At 67.0% G+C, this 16,937-nt stretch carries 15 protein-coding genes; 5 read left to right on the top strand and 10 right to left on the bottom strand.

Going from position 1 to position 16,937, the window contains the following annotated elements; genetic code table 11:
- Positions 1 to 22: 22 nt before the first annotated feature.
- Positions 23 to 991: a threo-3-hydroxy-L-aspartate ammonia-lyase gene (locus tag ACZ9AQ_RS07295; protein ID WP_429203041.1), complete on the top strand. Its 969-nt coding sequence runs from the start codon at positions 23 to 25 to the stop codon at positions 989 to 991.
- 143 nt (positions 992 to 1,134) lie between these two features.
- Here the strand turns inward: ACZ9AQ_RS07295 and ACZ9AQ_RS07290 are convergent, their stop codons facing one another.
- The gene (locus ACZ9AQ_RS07290; protein ID WP_429203039.1) at positions 1,135 to 2,508 is read right to left on the bottom strand and encodes a sensor histidine kinase; all 1,374 of its coding nucleotides are present in this window, start codon (positions 2,506 to 2,508) and stop codon (positions 1,135 to 1,137) included.
- On the bottom strand, positions 2,508 to 3,275 hold the full coding sequence (gene ompR / locus ACZ9AQ_RS07285) for an osmolarity response regulator transcription factor OmpR (RefSeq protein ID WP_429203037.1): 768 nt from the start codon (positions 3,273 to 3,275) through the stop codon (positions 2,508 to 2,510). The genes ACZ9AQ_RS07290 and ompR overlap by 1 nt, the downstream gene beginning before the upstream one ends.
- Positions 3,276 to 3,475: 200 nt before the next feature.
- On the opposite strand from ompR, the gene ACZ9AQ_RS07280 reads away from it, so the two are divergent.
- The 3 genes from ACZ9AQ_RS07280 (at position 3,476) to ACZ9AQ_RS07270 (ending at position 6,675) form a co-directional block, all read left to right on the top strand.
- The gene (locus ACZ9AQ_RS07280) at positions 3,476 to 3,853 is read left to right on the top strand and encodes a hypothetical protein (protein ID WP_429203036.1); all 378 of its coding nucleotides are present in this window, start codon (positions 3,476 to 3,478) and stop codon (positions 3,851 to 3,853) included.
- A 206-nt stretch (positions 3,854 to 4,059) separates the two neighbouring features.
- A complete protein-coding gene (locus ACZ9AQ_RS07275; RefSeq protein ID WP_429203034.1) occupies positions 4,060 to 6,042 on the top strand; it encodes a flagellar assembly protein A in 1,983 nt (660 codons plus the stop codon).
- A gap of 123 nt (positions 6,043 to 6,165) precedes the next feature.
- Entirely contained in the window at positions 6,166 to 6,675 is a 510-nt protein-coding gene (locus ACZ9AQ_RS07270) for a chemotaxis protein CheW (RefSeq protein ID WP_429203032.1), read from the top strand.
- A gap of 2 nt (positions 6,676 to 6,677) precedes the next feature.
- On the opposite strand, the gene ACZ9AQ_RS07265 is transcribed toward ACZ9AQ_RS07270, so the two are convergent.
- The 7 genes from ACZ9AQ_RS07265 to dapC all read right to left on the bottom strand — a co-directional run bounded on the left by ACZ9AQ_RS07265 (position 6,678) and on the right by dapC (position 14,811).
- Positions 6,678 to 8,681, bottom strand: coding sequence for an ATP-binding cassette domain-containing protein (locus ACZ9AQ_RS07265; protein ID WP_429203030.1), 2,004 nt, complete (start codon positions 8,679 to 8,681; stop codon positions 6,678 to 6,680).
- Positions 8,682 to 8,890: 209 nt separating this feature from the next.
- A complete protein-coding gene (gene prmB / locus ACZ9AQ_RS07260; protein WP_429203029.1) occupies positions 8,891 to 9,784 on the bottom strand; it encodes a 50S ribosomal protein L3 N(5)-glutamine methyltransferase in 894 nt (297 codons plus the stop codon).
- 31 nt (positions 9,785 to 9,815) lie between these two features.
- Positions 9,816 to 10,952, bottom strand: coding sequence for a succinyl-diaminopimelate desuccinylase (gene dapE / locus ACZ9AQ_RS07255; protein WP_429203028.1), 1,137 nt, complete (start codon positions 10,950 to 10,952; stop codon positions 9,816 to 9,818).
- Entirely contained in the window at positions 10,949 to 11,308 is a 360-nt protein-coding gene (locus tag ACZ9AQ_RS07250; protein ID WP_429203026.1) for an ArsC family reductase, read from the bottom strand. Before ACZ9AQ_RS07250 ends, dapE begins: the two co-directional genes overlap by 4 nt.
- A 140-nt stretch (positions 11,309 to 11,448) precedes the next feature.
- On the bottom strand, positions 11,449 to 12,588 hold the full coding sequence (locus ACZ9AQ_RS07245; RefSeq protein ID WP_429203025.1) for a PilT/PilU family type 4a pilus ATPase: 1,140 nt from the start codon (positions 12,586 to 12,588) through the stop codon (positions 11,449 to 11,451).
- 139 nt (positions 12,589 to 12,727) lie between these two features.
- Positions 12,728 to 13,552, bottom strand: a complete 825-nt coding sequence (dapD, locus tag ACZ9AQ_RS07240) for a 2,3,4,5-tetrahydropyridine-2,6-dicarboxylate N-succinyltransferase (protein ID WP_429203023.1) — start codon at positions 13,550 to 13,552, stop codon at positions 12,728 to 12,730.
- Between the two features lie 44 nt (positions 13,553 to 13,596).
- Positions 13,597 to 14,811 (bottom strand): succinyldiaminopimelate transaminase, encoded by a 1,215-nt coding sequence (gene dapC, locus ACZ9AQ_RS07235; protein ID WP_429203021.1) that lies wholly within the window; start codon positions 14,809 to 14,811, stop codon positions 13,597 to 13,599.
- 182 nt (positions 14,812 to 14,993) lie between these two features.
- Here dapC and ACZ9AQ_RS07230 point away from each other — a divergent pair, with 182 nt between their 5' ends.
- Entirely contained in the window at positions 14,994 to 15,743 is a 750-nt protein-coding gene (locus ACZ9AQ_RS07230; protein WP_429203019.1) for a YoaK family protein, read from the top strand.
- A 137-nt stretch (positions 15,744 to 15,880) separates the two neighbouring features.
- On the opposite strand, the gene ACZ9AQ_RS07225 is transcribed toward ACZ9AQ_RS07230, so the two are convergent.
- A complete protein-coding gene (locus ACZ9AQ_RS07225; protein ID WP_429203018.1) occupies positions 15,881 to 16,918 on the bottom strand; it encodes an AraC family transcriptional regulator in 1,038 nt (345 codons plus the stop codon).
- Positions 16,919 to 16,937 lie beyond the last annotated feature (19 nt).

Below are 16,937 nucleotides of genomic sequence, written 5' to 3'. Positions count from 1 at the left end.
AATTGTCACCGAGGACATCGTCATGCTCCCGCTCCAGCTCCCCACCTACGAAGACGTCGCCCAGGCCGCCGAGCGCATCCTGGGCGTCGCCCACCGCACGCCGGTGCTGACTTCGCGCACCGTCAACGAGGAATTCGGCGCCGAGGTGTTCTTCAAGTGCGAGAACATGCAGCGCATGGGCGCCTTCAAGTTCCGCGGCGGCTATAACGCGCTGGCGAAGTTCAGCCCTGAACAGCGCCGCGCCGGCGTCGTCGCTTTCTCGTCCGGAAACCATGCGCAGGCGATCGCGCTGTCGGCGCAGATCCTGGGCATGCCGGCCACGATCGTGATGCCGCAGGACGCGCCGGCCGCCAAGGTGGCCGCCACGCGCGGCTACGGTGCCACCGTGGTGACCTATGACCGCTATACCGAAGACCGCGAACAGATCGGCCGCGCGCTGGCCGACAAGTACGGGCTGACCCTGATTCCGCCCTACGACCACGCCGACGTGATCGCGGGCCAGGGCACGGCGGCCAAGGAGCTGTTCGAGGAAGTGGGGCCCCTGGATGCGTTCTTCGTGTGCCTGGGCGGCGGCGGCCTGCTGTCCGGTTCGGCGCTGGCCACGCGCGCGCTGTCGCCGGGCTGCATGCTGTACGGCGTCGAGCCGGAAGCCGGCAACGACGGCCAGCAATCGCTGCGCACGGGCGAGATCGTCCACATCGACACGCCGCGCACGATCGCCGACGGCGCCCAGACCCAGCACCTGGGCCAGCTGACCTTCCCGATCATCCGGCGCGACGTGAACGACATCCTCACCGTGAGCGACGAGAAACTGGTGGCCTGCATGCGCTTCTTCGCCGAACGCATGAAGATCGTGGTGGAGCCGACCGGCTGCCTCGGATTCGCGGCGGCGCGCGCGATGAAAGAGCAGCTGAAAGGGAAGAAGGTCGGCGTGTTGATCGGTGGCGGGAATATCGATCTGGGGCGGTTTGCGAGCCTGATCGGAGAGTGACTGCTGACCGGATACATAGGGTGCACGGCTCTGCCGTCCACGCGTTCAGTCGGCGGTAGCGCAGCTGGCAAAGCGGCGCTGCATCTGCTGGTTGGGCGCGTGGACGGCGTGGCCGTCCACCCTACGATAGGGTAGCCGGTCGATCACGCCGCCAGCGGCAACGCCACCTGCAGCAGGAAACCGCCGCCTTCGCGGTTGCGCACTTCCAGCCCCGCGTTGTGCCGGGTCAGCACCCGTTCCACGATCGCCAAGCCGAGCCCGGCGCCATTGGCCTGGCCGCGCGCGCTGTCCAGGCGCGTGAAGGGTTTCATCAGCTGCGCGATCTGGTCGGCCGGCACGCCCACGCCATGGTCGCCGATCTCGATCACTGCGCGCCGGCCTTGGCCCGTGGCCTTCACGCGCAGCACGATGTCGATGTCGGTGCACGAGGTGCCCGGCGTGTTGCCGTAGCGGCGCGCGTTCTCGATGATGTTGTTGATCACGCGCCGCAGGTCGGTCGCGTTGCCCATCACGTGCACGCCCGGCATCAGGTCGGTCTTCACGCGCAGGTCGGCGATGCGGGCCGCTTCGCGGCCGACGTCGGACAGCATCTCGGACAGGTTCACCGGCACAAAGGTGGCCGCCTCGGTCGGCTTGGCGTAGTCCAGGAACTGGCCGATGATCGCGTCCATCTGGGCGATGTCCGACTGCATGCCTTCGCGCGCCTCAAGCGACAGGTTGGCCATCTCGACTTCGAGCCCCATGCGCGCCAGCGGCGTGCGCAGGTCGTGCGAGATGCCGGCCAGGATCACGGCGCGGTCCTTCTCCACCTGCGCCAGGTCTTCCACCATCTGGTTGAAGCTGCGGTTGGCCTCGATGATCTCTTGCGAACCCTTCTCGGGCAGGCGCGCGGGGCGCTCGCCCTTGGCGATGGCGCGCGCGGCGGCCGTCAGGCGCGCCAGCGGGCGGTTCACCAGGCTCGAGATCAGCGCCGCGCCGACCACCGACAGCAGGCCCACCACCACCGCCCAGCCGAGCCACTGTTCGCGCGTCAGGCCGGTCAGGCGCTCGCGCTCGAGCATCAGCCAGTATTTGTCGTCCTCGATGTTGAAGCTGATGTAAAAGCCCGGCACGCCGTTCACGCCGCTCGAGAAGCGCGTGTCGGCCCCCAGGCGCTCGCGCACCATGGCCGCGATCTGGGGCATCAGGGGATTGTGCGGCGGCGGGTCGACCACGTCCGTGTCTTCGAGCGTGAAGATGCGGATGCCTTCGTTCGACACCAGTTCGAGCAGCAGCTCGCGCCGCAGGTCGGGCGCCGAGTGGGTCAGCGCGGCCTTGGTGATGGTCACTACCGACACCACCAGCTCGGCTGTCTGCTGCACCTGCTTGTCGCGCTGGAATACGCTGATCATGCCGATCCAGGCCAGCATCGAGGCCGCGGTGAGCACCGACATCAGGAAGAAGGTGCGCCAGAACAGGCCGCTCTTGAACCAGGCGAAGCGCAGGGCGCGCCGCGCCCGGGCGATCGGGGTGAACACTAGCGCGGCTGGCCTTCAGGGATGAACACGTAGCCCAGGCCCCACACGGTCTGGATGTACAGCGGGCTCGATGGATCGGGCTCGATCAGCTTGCGCAGGCGCGAGATCTGGACGTCGAGCGAGCGGTCGAACACTTCGTATTCGCGGCCGCGCGCGAGCTCCATCAGCTTCTCGCGCGACAGCGGCTGGCGCGCATGGCGCGCGAACACTTTCAGCACCGAGAATTCGCCGGTGGTCAGCGGCACCGTCTCGCCATTCTTCTTGAGCGTGCGCGTGCCCAGGTCGAGCACGAAGTCGCCGAACTCGAAAGTCTGCGGGGTTTCGGACGGCGCGCCCGGGATCTCGTCCGGGCCCTTGCGGCGCAGCACGGCGCCGATGCGCGCCACCAGTTCGCGCGGGTTGAACGGCTTGGGCAGGTAGTCGTCGGCGCCCATTTCGAGGCCGACGATGCGGTCGACGTCCTCGCCCTTGGCGGTCAGCATGATGATCGGGGTCTGGTCGCCGGCGCCGCGCAGGCGGCGGCAGATCGACAGGCCATCTTCGCCGGGCAGCATCAGGTCGAGCACCAGCAGGTCGTAACGCTCGCGCAGCCACAATTTGTTCATCGCCGGCGCGCTTTCGGCAGTCACGACCTGAAAGCCCTGTTCGGTCAGGTAGCGGCGCAGCAGGTCGCGCAGGCGGACGTCGTCGTCCACGACCATGATCTTGGCGGAGTGGCCCGACGGCGCGCCTGTGCCCGCATGATTATTCGAAGTCGTTGAAGTCATAAAACTGTCCAGAATTGTCAGATGAATGTCGCTATGGTAACTTCTTATGGCTGAGGCGGAAGCACGCCTTAGCACAGCCATTACAATGTGTTACAAACTTTACCCAATAAGTCTTACTCCGCTTTCGGTATGCACCTACACTGGCCCCAAGTGATCAACACAGCTTATCCGTTTATCAGGCATCGCGGAAGAGGAACACCATGAACAACGCGCACAACTACAAACCAGCAGGATTCGGCGCCAACGGCGGCCGGCTCGCCCGGCTTGCGCGGCTCGGTGTGATCGCCTGCGTGCTGGCAGGCGCCGGGACCGGCGCCCTGGCGCAGAACCAGGAGCGCGATCCGCGCCGCGACGAAGCGGCGATGCGCGAACGGTATCAAATGCAGGCGCAGCAGGAGCAACGCTTCGACCCGCGCGCCTACGAGATGCGCGACCAGGATCGCCGCGCCATGGAGGTGCAGTCCGACGCGGCCCGCGAAGAACGTCGCCGCGGGCGGATGTCGGCGGACGAGCGGCGCGACCTGCGTCGCCAGATCAGGGAAGGGGCGGAGCTGTATCCCAACGCCCGCCGCCGCTAAGCGGCCTGCAATATCACACGACGGCGCCAGCGGCGCCGTTGTCGTTTCTGGAATTTGACTTTTCATGACCTCTTGCCGGCGTAGCGGCTGCGACTTTGCGGGATTTTTCCGTCAGCGCCTTCTGCCGCGACCGTGGCGGCATCGTCACGATGATTCTTTCCTAGAAATGTAGTTGCCATCCGTTTATTTAGATTGCGCAACATGCTATGTTTACGACCACTTTACTGTTGGCAGGCTACCTGTCGCCAACATTCTTCGCCAAGTGGAGCGTGAACGTGTCCGATCTTGCCGCACTACCCGATGCCGTGTCCGTCGCGCCCACCGCCGTCCGCTTCGCTTCCACCGGGCTGGAACATTGCATCGTCAGGCGCGACGATGGCGTCTATGCCGACCCTGAAGTGCTCGGCACCACGCTGGTGGCGGCGGTCGACGGCATCCTGCGCTCCAACCATTATCTGGCCGGCCTCGATTACCCGGTGCTGATCAAGGCCTTGTATGGCCATGGGCCGGACCTGCCGCGCGATGCGGCGGGACGGGCCGTGGTGCGCATCGCCGCCGACATCCTGCCGTTCACGCCGCAGCGCCAGGCCCTGTACCGCTCGGTCAAGATCGCCGACGGCCAGGCCGAATACTATTTCGAGCCCGTGTTCGAGCGCGACGGGGACGGAGAAGAGCGCCAGACCCGGCTCGACGTCGACGAGTTCGTCGCCGACATGTGGGTGAAGGGCATCTGCTTCGGCGCCGAGGTCGAGGCCATCCGCGGCCACATCGAGAACGGCGTGGCCGGCCGCTACGTGGTGGCGCGCCGCCTCGAGCCGCTGCCTGGCATCGATGCCCGCGTGGAGGAAGTCACGAACGACCTGCATCGCAGCAACGCCCCGCGCCAGCTCGCCAACGGCAAGCTCGACCTGATGAGCTTCCAGAACCGTTTCCCGCAGGTGGCGGCCGGCACCCGGCTGCTGCGCAAGGTGCCGCCTGCCAGCGGCAGAGCGGGCTTCGACCTGAACGGCATCCCGATCGCGCCGGAGGCGCCCAGGGACCTCGACCTGGCCGCCTACGCGGGCGACGGCACGGCGGTCGAGCTGGCGCCGGAAGGCGAGTTCCTGGTCGCGCGCCAGGACGGCTTCCTGAGCGTCGACCCCAAGAGCAGCCGCATCGCCATCGCCGACAAGATCGTCAGTCGCGACGGCGTCAGCGCCCGGACCACGGGCAACCTGCAGTTGGCGGGCGACTACGAGGAATTCGGTGAAGTGCAGGAGCAGCGCATCATCGAGGCCGAGAGCATCACCGTGCACGCCGACGTATATGGCCATCTGGTCGCGCGCGGCGGCGCCATCGTCCTGCGCCGCAACCTGGTGGGCGGCAGCGCGCGCAACCTCGATGGCGGCGTGCGGGTGCTGGGCGTCGCGTCCCAGGCGACGATCCAGGCGACCAAGGGCGAGGTGTGGCTCGAGCGCGCCGAGAACTGCGTGATCTCGGGAGCGCGCATCCGGATCGAGACCGCGATCAACTGCGAGATCATCGGCGACGAGGTCGACGTGGCGCACGCCGAGGGCAGCGCCATCGCCGGGCGGCGCGTGACGATCGGCCGCGCGGCGCCGTGGAAGCAGGAAGAGATGCTGGCCTGGCTGCTGCGCCCGGACTGCGCGCACATCGAGGCGGCGCTGGCGCAGGTGCGTGAACGGATGGACCAGTTCGACCAGCTGGCCGCGCAGCGCCGCGGCGCGATGGAAACCCTCACCGGCGAACCCGGGATGCGCAAATACCTGATGATCGCGCCGCGCCTGCGCAAGGGCGAACTGGTGCTCACGCCGGAACAGGAACCGCAGTTCCGGCGCCTGGCGGCCAGCGTGGCGCCGGCGCTCAAGGAACTGGGCCGGCTGGCGCAAGAAGCGAAGACGCTCGACGGCGAGCGCCAGGCGGGCATGGCGCTCATGAGCCGGATCGAGGCCCAGCGTGTCGAGCGGGTCGGGGCGGCCGGGGTGGCGATCGGGATGCTGGCGGGCGAGGTGCAGGTGCTGGCGCTGCCCTATGAACCGGATTTCGGCTGCGTCTGGGACATGACGGCGCGCGACGTCAAGCTGCGCCTGCGCGACACCAAGGGCGCGCAAGTGCTGTACGCGGGCAGCGAGGGCGCCTGGTCGTGGGACACGTCCATGGCCGCGACAGAGGCACAGGCGCCGTCCTGAGTTTGTCCCGCGGCGCGGGGGCGGCCGGGGCTGGCGTTGACTACAGTCAACATAGGCGCCTGGAGCGCGGCATACGATGGTGATCGCACCCATAAAGGAACCGCCATGGTCACCTCGTCCAGCATGCTTCGCGTTTCAATCCCGCGCGCTTCCGACTCCCGTCAGCCGGCGCCGCGCAGCAGCGCCTCACGGGAATTCCTGAGCTTCATGCTCGACGGGCAGGAATACGGGCTCGATTGCGCGCACGTGCAGGAGCTCAAGCTGCTGGGGTCCCTCGAGCGCTTTGCCACCGACGGCGAAATCATCGGCGGCGTGGCGCTCTCGCATGGGGTGATCATGCCGGTGGTCGACATGCGCGCAGGCGGCGCGCAGGCCGCGGCGATGGGGCCAGGCCGGCCGGCGTCGGATACCGACGTGATCATCCTGCGCCTGTCGAGCGGGATCGTCGGCATGGTGGTGGAGAGCGTGACCGGCATCGTGCACGTGCGCCCGGAGGCGGTGCAACCCCTGCCGGGCGGGCCGGGCGCGGGCTACCTGATCGGCATGGCCCGCATCGATGGGCGCAAGGTGGTGTTGATCGACATCGACCGGCTGATGTCGCTGTCGCCGAGGCGGCCGCTGAGGGCCGCCTGACATCACACCGTCAATGCTTCCAGCTGCTCCTGGATTTCCAGCCACTCCGCTTCGAGCGCTTCCAGGTCGCGCGCGGCGAAGGCCTGGTCGGCCACCAGCGTCTTGAGGCGATCCTTGTTCGCTGCTTCGTAGATCGCCGGGTCGAGCAACTCGGCGTCGATCGCCGCCTTCTTCGCACTGAGCTTGGTCATCTGCTCGTCGATGCGCTTGACCCGGTTTTCCAGGGGTTTGCGCTGGGCCGCCATGCGCTGGCGATCTTCGGCTTCGAGGCGTTTCTGTTCCTTGCGCTCGGCCGGTGAGACGGTTGGGCTTGGCGCCGGCGCGCTGGCCTTCGCGGCCGGCTGGGCCGCCTTGGCCGCGGCCTGGCCGGGCAGGGCGTCGCCACCCTTGCCGAGCTTGGTCTTGAACAGCCAGTCCTTGTAGTCGTCCAGGTCGCCGTCGAAAGGCTGCAGGCGGCCGTCGGCCACGATGATGAACTGGTCGGTGGTGGCGCGCAGCAGGTGGCGGTCGTGCGAGACCACGACCAGCGTGCCCTCGAACTGGGCCAGCGCCATCGTCAGCGCCTCGCGCGTTTCCAGGTCCAGGTGGTTGGTCGGTTCATCGAGCAGCAGCAGGTTCGGGCGCTGCCACACGATCAGCGCGAGCGCCAGGCGCGCCTTCTCGCCGCCCGAGAACGGCTTGATCGGGCTGGTCACCATCTCGCCGGGGAAGTTGAAGCTGCCGAGGAAGTTGCGCAGCTCCTGCTCGCGCACGGTCGGGGCGATCTTCGCCAGGTGCCACAGGGGCGACTCATCGTGGCGCAGCATCTCGACCTGGTGCTGGGCGAAGTAGCCGATCGACAGGCCCTTGCCGATCGTCGCTTCCCCGGCCAGCGGCGCGAGTTCTCCCGCCACGGTCTTGATCAGGGTCGACTTGCCGGCGCCGTTCACGCCCAGGAGGCCAATGCGCTGGCCGATCGTGAGCGAGAAATCGATGTGGTTGACGATGGTCTTCGCGCCGATCTTGTCGCCATGCTCGTCGAGCAGCGGATAGCCGGCGTCCACGCCGTCGAGTACCAGCAGCGGATTCGGCGCGGCCAGCGGCTCGCGGAATTCGAACGAGAATTCGGCGGCGGCGCGCAGCGGCGCCAGTTCTTCCATCCGCGACAGCGCCTTGATCCGGCTCTGCGCCTGGCGCGCCTTGGTGGCCTGCGCCTTGAAGCGGTTGATGAAGGATTCGAGGTGGGCGCGCTGGCGATTCTGCTTTTCGATGGCCGACGCCTGCAGCACCATCTGGGCGGCGCGCTGGCGTTCGAAGCTCGAGTAGTTGCCGCCGTAGCGTTTCAGCTTGCGCTCGTCGATGTGCACGATCACGTTCACGATCTCGTCGAGGAAGTCGCGGTCGTGCGAGATGATGATCAGGGTGCCGGGATAACGCTTGAGCCAGTCCTCGAGCCAGATGATCGCGTCCAGGTCCAGGTGGTTGGTCGGTTCATCGAGCAGCAGCAGGTCGGAAGGGCACATCAGCGCCTGCGCCAGGTTCAGGCGCATGCGCCAGCCGCCCGAGAAGCTGGCCACCGGCTGGTTCATCTGCGCCAGCGAGAAGCCCAGGCCCAGCAGCAGCTGTTCGCCGCGCGACTGCACGGTGTAGGCGTCGGCGTCGGCCAGCATCCCGTGCAGCTCGCCCAGGCGCATGCCGTGGGCGTCGGCATCGGGATGCGCTTCCAGTTCTTCGAGTTCGGCCTGGAGTTTGCGCAGGCCGACGTCGCCGTCGATCGCGTAGTCGAGCGCGGCGCGCTCGAGCGGCGGGGTCTCTTGCGCCACATAGGCCATGCGCCACCTGGCGGGGAAGTCGATCTGACCCTGGTCCGGATGCAGTTCGTTGCGCAGCAGGCCGAACAGGCTCGATTTGCCGGCGCCGTTGGCGCCGATCAGGCCGATCTTGTCGCCCGGGTTGAGGGTCAGGTCGGCGCCCTCGAGCAGCGGCTTGGTGCCGCGCATCAGGCTGACGTTCTGGATACGGATCATGGGAGTCTGTCTACTTAGTCGAACGGTTCGAACGGGTGTTGCTTCGTTGTTGGCTCATGCACGTCGTCCCCGCGCAGGCGGGGACCCAAGTTTTCGTGAACTGCCATTACATCAAACGTAGCGGCAACGCATGCTTACTTGGGTCCCCGCCTCCGCGGGGACGACGTTTCGGCGCCGGCGCGATCATCAGCGCTGGCGAATCACGTATTTTACTGCGCGGTCTGCAGCTGCTCGGCGGTCAGCAGGAACACCGCATCGTCGCCGATGCTGGTGGTCAGCCAGGTCAGGCCCAGGTGGCCGAAGGCGGATTCGGCATATTCGCGCTCGTTGCCGATCTCGATCACCAGGATGCCGTCCGGGGTCAGGCGCTCGGCGGCGCCGGCGATGATCTTGCGTACCAGGTCCATGCCGTCTTCGCCGCCGGCCAGCGCGATCTGCGGCTCGTTCAGGTATTCCGGCGGCAGGGTGCGCATCGATTCCGCATTCACGTACGGCGGATTGGTGATGATCAGGTCGTACTTCTTGAACGGCACGTTCTCGTACAGGTCGGACTCGATCGGGTTCACGCGGCCTTCCAGCTTGTATTCGCGGATGTTGTGCTCGGCCACGGCCAGCGCATCCTTCGAGATGTCGACCGCATCGACGACGGCGTTCTCGAAGACGTCGGCCGCCATGATCGCCAGGCAGCCGCTGCCGGTGCACAGTTCGAGCACGTTCTCGACGCCATCCGGGTCGGTCAGCCATGGGCTGAACCGCTGCGGGATCAGCTCGGCGATGAAGGAGCGCGGCACCAGCACGCGCTCGTCGACGTAGAAGCGGTATTCGCCCAGCCAGGCCTCCTTGGTGATGTAGGCGGCCGGGACGCGCTCGGTGACGCGGCGCTCGATCACGGCCAGCACCTGCAGCACCTCGTCGGGCAGCAGCTTCGCGTCGAGGAAGGGCTCGAGGCGGTCCAGCGGCAGTTTCAGGGTGTGCAGGACCAGGTAGGCGGCTTCGTCGAAAGCCTCGGCGCTGCCGTGGCCGAAGAACAGCTTCGCGCCGTTGAAGCGGGTGACGGCGTAGCGCAGCAGGTCGCGTGGCGTACTGAAGGTGGTGTTGGTCATGGCCTTGTTCTCGTTTGGTTCAGTGCCCCGATCAGGCAGCCAGCAGGCGTTGCAGCGTGCGGCGGTAGATATTCTTCAGGGGATCGATGTAGCGCAGCTCGACGTGTTCATCGATCTTGTGGATGCTGGCGTTCGGTGGCCCGAATTCTATCACCTGGGGGCAGATGCGGGCGATGAAGCGGCCGTCCGAGGTCCCGCCGGTGGTCGATAGTTCGGCCCGCACGCCCAGCTCGTCCTGGATGGCGTCGCAGACCGCGTCCGACAGCGTGCCTTTCTCGGTCAGGAAGGGCTGGCCCGACAGCGTCCAGTCCAGATCGTAATCCAGGCCATGGCGGTCGAGGATGGCGTGCAGGCGCACTTGCAGTCCCTCGGCGGTGCTGGCGGTCGAGAAGCGGAAATTGAAGTCGATGCTCAAGCTGCCCGGGATCACGTTGGTGGCGCCGGTGCCGGCCGCGATGTTCGAAATCTGCCAGCTGGTCGGCGCATAGTACGCGTTGCCTTCGTCCCAGACTTCGGCCGTCAATTCGGCCAGCGCCGGCGCGGCCTGGTGGATCGGGTTGCGCGCCAGCTGCGGATAGGCGATGTGGCCCTGCACCCCCTTGACGACCAGGTGGCCCGACAGCGAACCGCGGCGGCCGTTCTTGATCGTGTCGCCCAGCACGTGGTTCGAGGTCGGCTCGCCGACCAGGCAGTAGTCGAGCGTCTCGCCGCGCTCTTCCAGCAGGTCGACCACGAGCGCGGTGCCGTCGATGGCCGGGCCTTCCTCGTCGCTGGTGATCAGGAAGGCGATCGAGCCCCGGTGGTCGGGGTGATCCGCGATGAACTCCTCGCAGGCGACCACCATGGCCGCGATCGAGGTTTTCATGTCGGAGGCGCCGCGCCCATACAGCTTGCCGTCGCGCTGGGTCGGCACGAAGGGTTCCGACTCCCAGTGGTGCAGCGGGCCGGCCGGGACCACGTCGGTATGACCGGCGAACACGAACAGGGGCGCTTCACGGCCTTTGCGGGCCCACAGGTTGGTCACGCCGTTCGACTCGATGGTCTCGCAGCGAAAGCCCAGCGGCGCCAGCAGCGCGGTCAAGCGTTGCTGGCAACCCTTGTCGTGCGGCGTGATCGAGTCGAGCGCGATCAGCTCTTCGGCCAGCAGCAGGGTGCGCGAAGGCTTCACCTGGCGCCCTCGAACTTGCTGGCGTACTGGTCGGCGGAAAAGCCAACCGAGGCCGGGCCGACGCCCTGGAGCACCGGGCGCTTGATGACGGATGGATTTTCCAGCATCAGCGCGATGGCGCTGTCGGCGTCATTGATTTGCGCCTTGCGCTCATCAGGCAGGTTGCGCCAGGTCATGCCCTTGCGGTTGACCAGCGTCTCCCAGTCGAGGTCCTTCAGCCAGCCCTGCACCAGCTCGCGGCTCAGGCCCTGTTTCTTGAAGTCATGGAAGGTGAAGTCATGGCCGTTCTCGAGCAGCCAGGTGCGGGCCTTCTTGACGGTGTCGCAGTTGGGAATTCCGTAGAGAGTCGTAGTCATGGGCAATCTTGGCCGCCGGGCGGCGTGGTCGTTCGAAAGGCGTGAGGATAGTGTATGCGCGCGGCGGCGCACAAGGTGCTGCGGCCGATTGTACACAGATGAGGCGCATGGGCGCGCCGTGCGGTGCGCCGGGCGCCGGATCAGGAATCGAGCGTGAACTCGGTGAACGAGGCGCCCTGCGGAGCCGCCGGCTTCTCCTGCTCCTGCTGGACCTGGCTGTCCGGCCCATTGTTGAGCAGCCAGAGCAGGTTGGTGGCCGAATCGGCATTGGCCAGCGCCTCCTCCTGGGTCACCAGGCCGTCCTTGACCAGCTTGAACAGCGCCCCCTCGAACGATTGCGAGCCGGGCGACAGGCTCTTGTCCATCGCTTCCTTGATCTGGCCGATCTCGCCTTTTTCGATCAGGTCGGCGATGTAGCGGGTATTGAGCATCACTTCGACCGCCGCCTGGCGCGCGCCGCCGGCGGCCGATTTCACCAGCCGCTGCGAGACGATGGCCCTGACGCTCGAGGCCAGGTCTTGCAGCAGGGCGCCGCGGTTTTCCATCGGGTAGAAGCTGATGATGCGGTTCAGCGCGTTGTAGCTGTTGTTGGCGTGCAGGGTGGCCAGCACCAGGTGGCCGGACTGGGCGTACGCCAGCGCCGCGGCCATCGTCTCGCGGTCGCGGATCTCGCCGATCAGGATGCAGTCGGGCGCCTGGCGCATCGAGTTCTTCAGGGCGATGCCGAAGCTGCTCGCGTCGCTGCCGATCTCGCGCTGGTTGACGATCGATTTCTTGTTCTTGAACAGGTATTCGATCGGGTCCTCGAGCGTGAGGATATGGCCGGTGCGCTGTTCGTTGCGGTGGTCGAGCATGGCGGCGATGGTGGTCGACTTGCCGGAGCCGGTGGCGCCGACCACCAGCAGCAGGCCGCGCTTTTCCATGATCAGCTCGGACAGCACCGGCGGCAGGCCGAGCCCGCCAAGCGGCGGGATGTCGGCCGGCACGAAGCGCAGCACGGCCGAGATCGAGCCGCGCTGGCGGAAGGCCGACAGGCGAAAGCGCCCCAGGTTGGGGACCGATACGCCCATGTTCAGTTCGTTGTCGCGTTCGAGCTCCTGCAGCTGTTCCGGCGTGGCGATTTCGGACAGCAGCGACAGGATGTTCTCGGGTTCGAGGCGATGCTGGTTGATGGGGATGAGGGCGCCGTTGATCTTGATGTGCACCGGGGAGTTCACGGCGAAGAACATGTCGGAGGCGCTCTTCTCTTTCATCAGCTGGAACAGGCGGTCCATGGCCATCGCATCGTCTCCGTACGTCAGGGTGTTTCAGGGCCGGTTGGACGCGTCGGCGGGGAACTCGCCAACCCTACGGTGATCGATGCAGGGTTGGCGGCTCCGCCGCCGACGCGTCCAGCCAGGTCACGCGCAACCGTGCAGCTTACACGCCTCGCAGCAGCTCGTTGATGCCGGTCTTCGAACGCGTCTGCGCATCCACGCGCTTGACGATCACCGCGCAGTACAGGCTGTACTTGCCGTCGGCGGACGGCAGGCTGCCCGACACCACGACCGAACCCGACGGCACGCGGCCGTAGGTCACTTCGCCGGTTTCGCGGTTGTAGATCTTGGTCGACTGGCCGATGTACACGCCCATCGAGATCACCGAGTTCCCTTCGACGATCACGCCTTCGACGATTTCCGAACGGGCGCCGATGAAGCAGTTGTCTTCGATGATGGTCGGGTTGGCCTGCATCGGTTCCAGCACGCCGCCGATGCCGACGCCGCCCGACAGGTGGACGTTCTTGCCGATCTGGGCGCACGAGCCGACGGTGGCCCAGGTGTCGACCATCGTGCCTTCGTCGACGTAGGCGCCGATGTTGACGTAGGACGGCATCAGGACCACGTTCTTGCCGATGAAGCTGCCGCGGCGGGCGACGGCCGGCGGCACCACCCGGAAGCCCCCGCGCGCGAAGTCTTCCGGCGTGTAGTCGGCGAACTTGGTCGGCACCTTGTCGTAGAACTGGATGTCGCCGCTCGTAACCGGCACGTTGTTCTCGAGACGGAACGACAGGAGCACGGCCTTCTTGATCCACTGGTTCACGACCCACGTGCCGGTGTCTTTTTGCGCCACGCGCAGGCTGCCGTCATCGAGGCCGGCAAGGACGTGGGCGACGGCGTCGCGCACCTCAGGGCTGGCGCTGTTCGGGCTGATGTCTGCGCGCTGTTCCCAGGCGGCGTCGATGATGGTTTGCAGTTGTTGGGTCATGATGCTGGTCTTGGTTGAAATGAAAACAAAAATTCGTGGGGCCGTTATTTCAGGCCCTGGCAGAACTGAACGATGCGGTTGGCCGCCTCCAGTACCTCGTCGACGCCGGCCACCAGGGCCATGCGGATACGGCCCTCGCCCGGATTCTCGCCGTGCGCTTCGCGCGCCAGGTAGCTGCCCGGGAGGACCGTCACATTATAGTCGGCGTACAGGCGGCGTGCGAACTCGACGTCCGACAGGCCCGTCCGGCGCACATCGGCCCACAGGTAGAAGCCGGCGTCGGGCATCTCGACGTCCATCACGTCCTTGAGCAGCGGGGTGATGAGGGCGAACTTTTCCTTGTACAGCGCGCGGTTCTCAATCACGTGCTGCTCGTCGTTCCAGGCCGCGATCGAGGCCGCCTGCACCGGCGGCGACATCGCGCCGCCGCAATAGGTACGGTAGAGCAGGAATTTCTTCATCGCGGCCGGATCGCCGGCGACGAAGCCGGAGCGCATGCCGGGCACGTTCGAGCGCTTCGACAGGCTCGAGAACACGATCAGGTTGCGGTACGGACGCTCGCCCCCACTGCGACCCAGCTGGTGCGCCGCTTCCAGCGCGCCCAGCGGCGGCGCCGAGCCGGTATAGATCTCGGAATAGCACTCGTCGGCCGCGATCAGGAAGCCCCAGCGGTCGGACAGCGCGAACAGCTGGCGCCAGTCGTCCAGCGACAGGGTGGCGCCGGTCGGGTTGCCGGGCGAGCAGACGTAGAGCAGCTGCACGCGCGGCCACACGTCCTGCGGCACGCTGCCGTAATCCGGCGCGAAGTTGCGCGCGGGGTCCGAATTGACGAAGTACGGCGTGGCGCCGGCCAGGTAGGCCGCGCCTTCGTAGATCTGGTAGAACGGGTTCGGGCACATCGCCAGCGCATCCGGCTTCGAGGCGTCGATGATGCACTGGGCGATCGCGAACAGCGCTTCGCGCGAGCCGTTCACCGGCAGCACCATGGTGGCCGGGTCCAGCGCCGGGATGCCGTAACGGCGTTCCAGCCAGCCGGCGATGGCCGCGCGCAGGGGCTCGCCGCCCACCGTGCTGGGATAGTTGGCCAGGCCCGCCACCGAATGCGTCAGCGCTCGTTCGATGAAGGCCGGCGTCGGATGCTTCGGTTCGCCGATGCCCAGGCTGATCGCGGAACAGGCCGGGTTCGGGCTGACGCCGGCAAACAGCTGGCGCAGTTTTTCGAACGGGTAGGGGTGGAGCTTGTCGAGATGGGGATTCACGGCAGTCTTGGGCGATGCGCTTTTCGATAATTTTTCATTATAGCCCCATGAGTCGACCTGCGTCCCAGTGCGCGGCAAGTGATTTGCGGTAACATTAGCTGTACAGCGACATTGGCCGCAGATATTCGCTGCAGACATTGGCCGCAGACCGACCAGCGATCTCACTTGGAAAGCCACCCGCCGTGCCGATCAGTTACGCGCGCAGCCTGACAGGACATGAACGCACCCCCGGCGCCAACCGGCACCTGGGCGTGGCGCTGGCGTTCGTCGCCGGCGCCATCAACGCCGGCGGCTTCCTGGCGGTGCGCGAATACACGTCGCACATGACCGGCATCGTCTCCAGCGCGGCCGACCACCTGGTGCTGGGCGACACCCGCCTGGTGCTGGCCGCGCTCGGCGCGCTGCTCAGCTTCCTGCTCGGCGCGGCCTGCACCGCGATCCTCGTCAACTATATCCGGCGCCGCGGCCTGCACAGCGGCTTCGCGCTGCCCCTGCTGCTCGAGGCCGTGCTTCTGCTGGTATTCGGCATCCTGGGCGCCCGCCTGGCCGCGATCGACGCCTTCTTCGTGCCGCTGACCGTGATGCTGCTGTGCTTCATGATGGGACTGCAGAACGCGGTCATCACCAAGGTCTCGCATGCCGAGATCCGCACCACCCACATGACCGGCATCGTGACCGACATCGGCATCGAGCTGGGCAAGATGGCCTACTGGAACGCCGACGGCCCGCTGCGCCAGCCGAAAGTCACGGCCAACCTCGCGCGCCTGTTGCTGATGCTGTCGCTGCTGGGCGCGTTCTGCCTGGGCGGGGTGGCGGGGGCGCTGGGCTTCCAGCACCTGGGCTACCTGTCCACGGTGCCACTGGCCGCGTTTCTATGCCTGCTGGCGATCGTGCCGGTGGTCGACGACGCGGTGCGCATCCTGGGACGATAGGACGAAGCGTAACGTCCGACCCGGCCGACGACGTCATATTGCGCTTGTTCGAAAGCGCACTGTCCCGTCATGGCCCTGTTCCGGTCCGGTGCGCACGCCGCGATTTCCCTCGGCGCGCCAGCGGCGTCGCCCGGGACTCAGGCAGCCTGTTCGCGCCATGCTCCCGGATTCACGCCGCTCCATTCGCGAAACGCGTGCGTGAACGCGCTCTGCTCGCGAAAGCCGAGCAGGAAGGCGATGTCGACCAGGCCCAGTTCGCGCCGGCGCAGGTAATCCCGGGCCAGGCCGTAGCGCACCGCGTCGAGCACCTGCTGGAAGCTCGATCCGGCGCCGGCCAGCTTGCGCTGCAGGGTGCGCGGCGAGAGCCCCAGTTCGGCCGCCACCGGCGCCAGCCGCGCCTCGCCGCCGGCCAGGCGCGGCAGCAGCGCGGCCCGGACCCGGACCACGATGGGTTCTTCCCGGGTGGCGCGCTGTTCGAGCAGCCGTTCGGCGTGCTGCTGCAGGAGCGGGTACAGGCTGGTGTCGGCGTTCGGCACCGGCATCGCCAGCAGGGCGGCATCAACGGCGGCGCAGTTCAGCGGCGCGGCGAACTCGGGAGCGATGCCCAGCACGCGCAGGTATTCGGCGTCGCCGTGGCCCGGGTCGGCATGCCTGAGGCGCAGCGCCAGCGGCATCAGGGGACGTCCCGCCAGCCAGCTGCCGAACACGCGGATGCCCGCGTACACGCTTTCCACCAGGTGCCGGGTGGCGTCGGGATAGTGGCTGACCCATTCGTAGTGCGCGTGCGCGCCGCCCTGCGTCACGCGGCTGCGGCCCAGGTCGTGGGCCAGGGATTCGTAGCGCTGGCTCAGCTCCAGAGCATGACCGAAGCTGCTGGAGGCCAGCAGCAGCAGGCCGTAGGCCCGGTAGGTGGCCGGACGCGCCTTTTCGCCCACGTGCAGGCCGAAGAACGGATCGTTCGCCAGGCGCGCGCCGGCTTCGAGCAAGCCGATGTAGCGTCGTGCGGGCAGGCTCTCGGGCAGCGGCTCCAGCGCGCCAGGCGCCAGGCCGGCGGCCTCGGCCAACGCAGGCAGGGTCAGCCCGCGCTCGAGCGCGGTTTCCAGCAGGGGCTGCAGGTAGGAACCGGTCACGCGCGCGCCGTCCGTCAATGGCGTGATAGAACAAGTCTGTGTCATGAAAGCGCAATACGGTTGG

The organism is Massilia sp. UYP34 (assembly GCF_056279385.1).
Note: the sequence above shows the minus strand (reverse complement) of the source record. Positions and strands in the feature narration are given on the sequence as shown.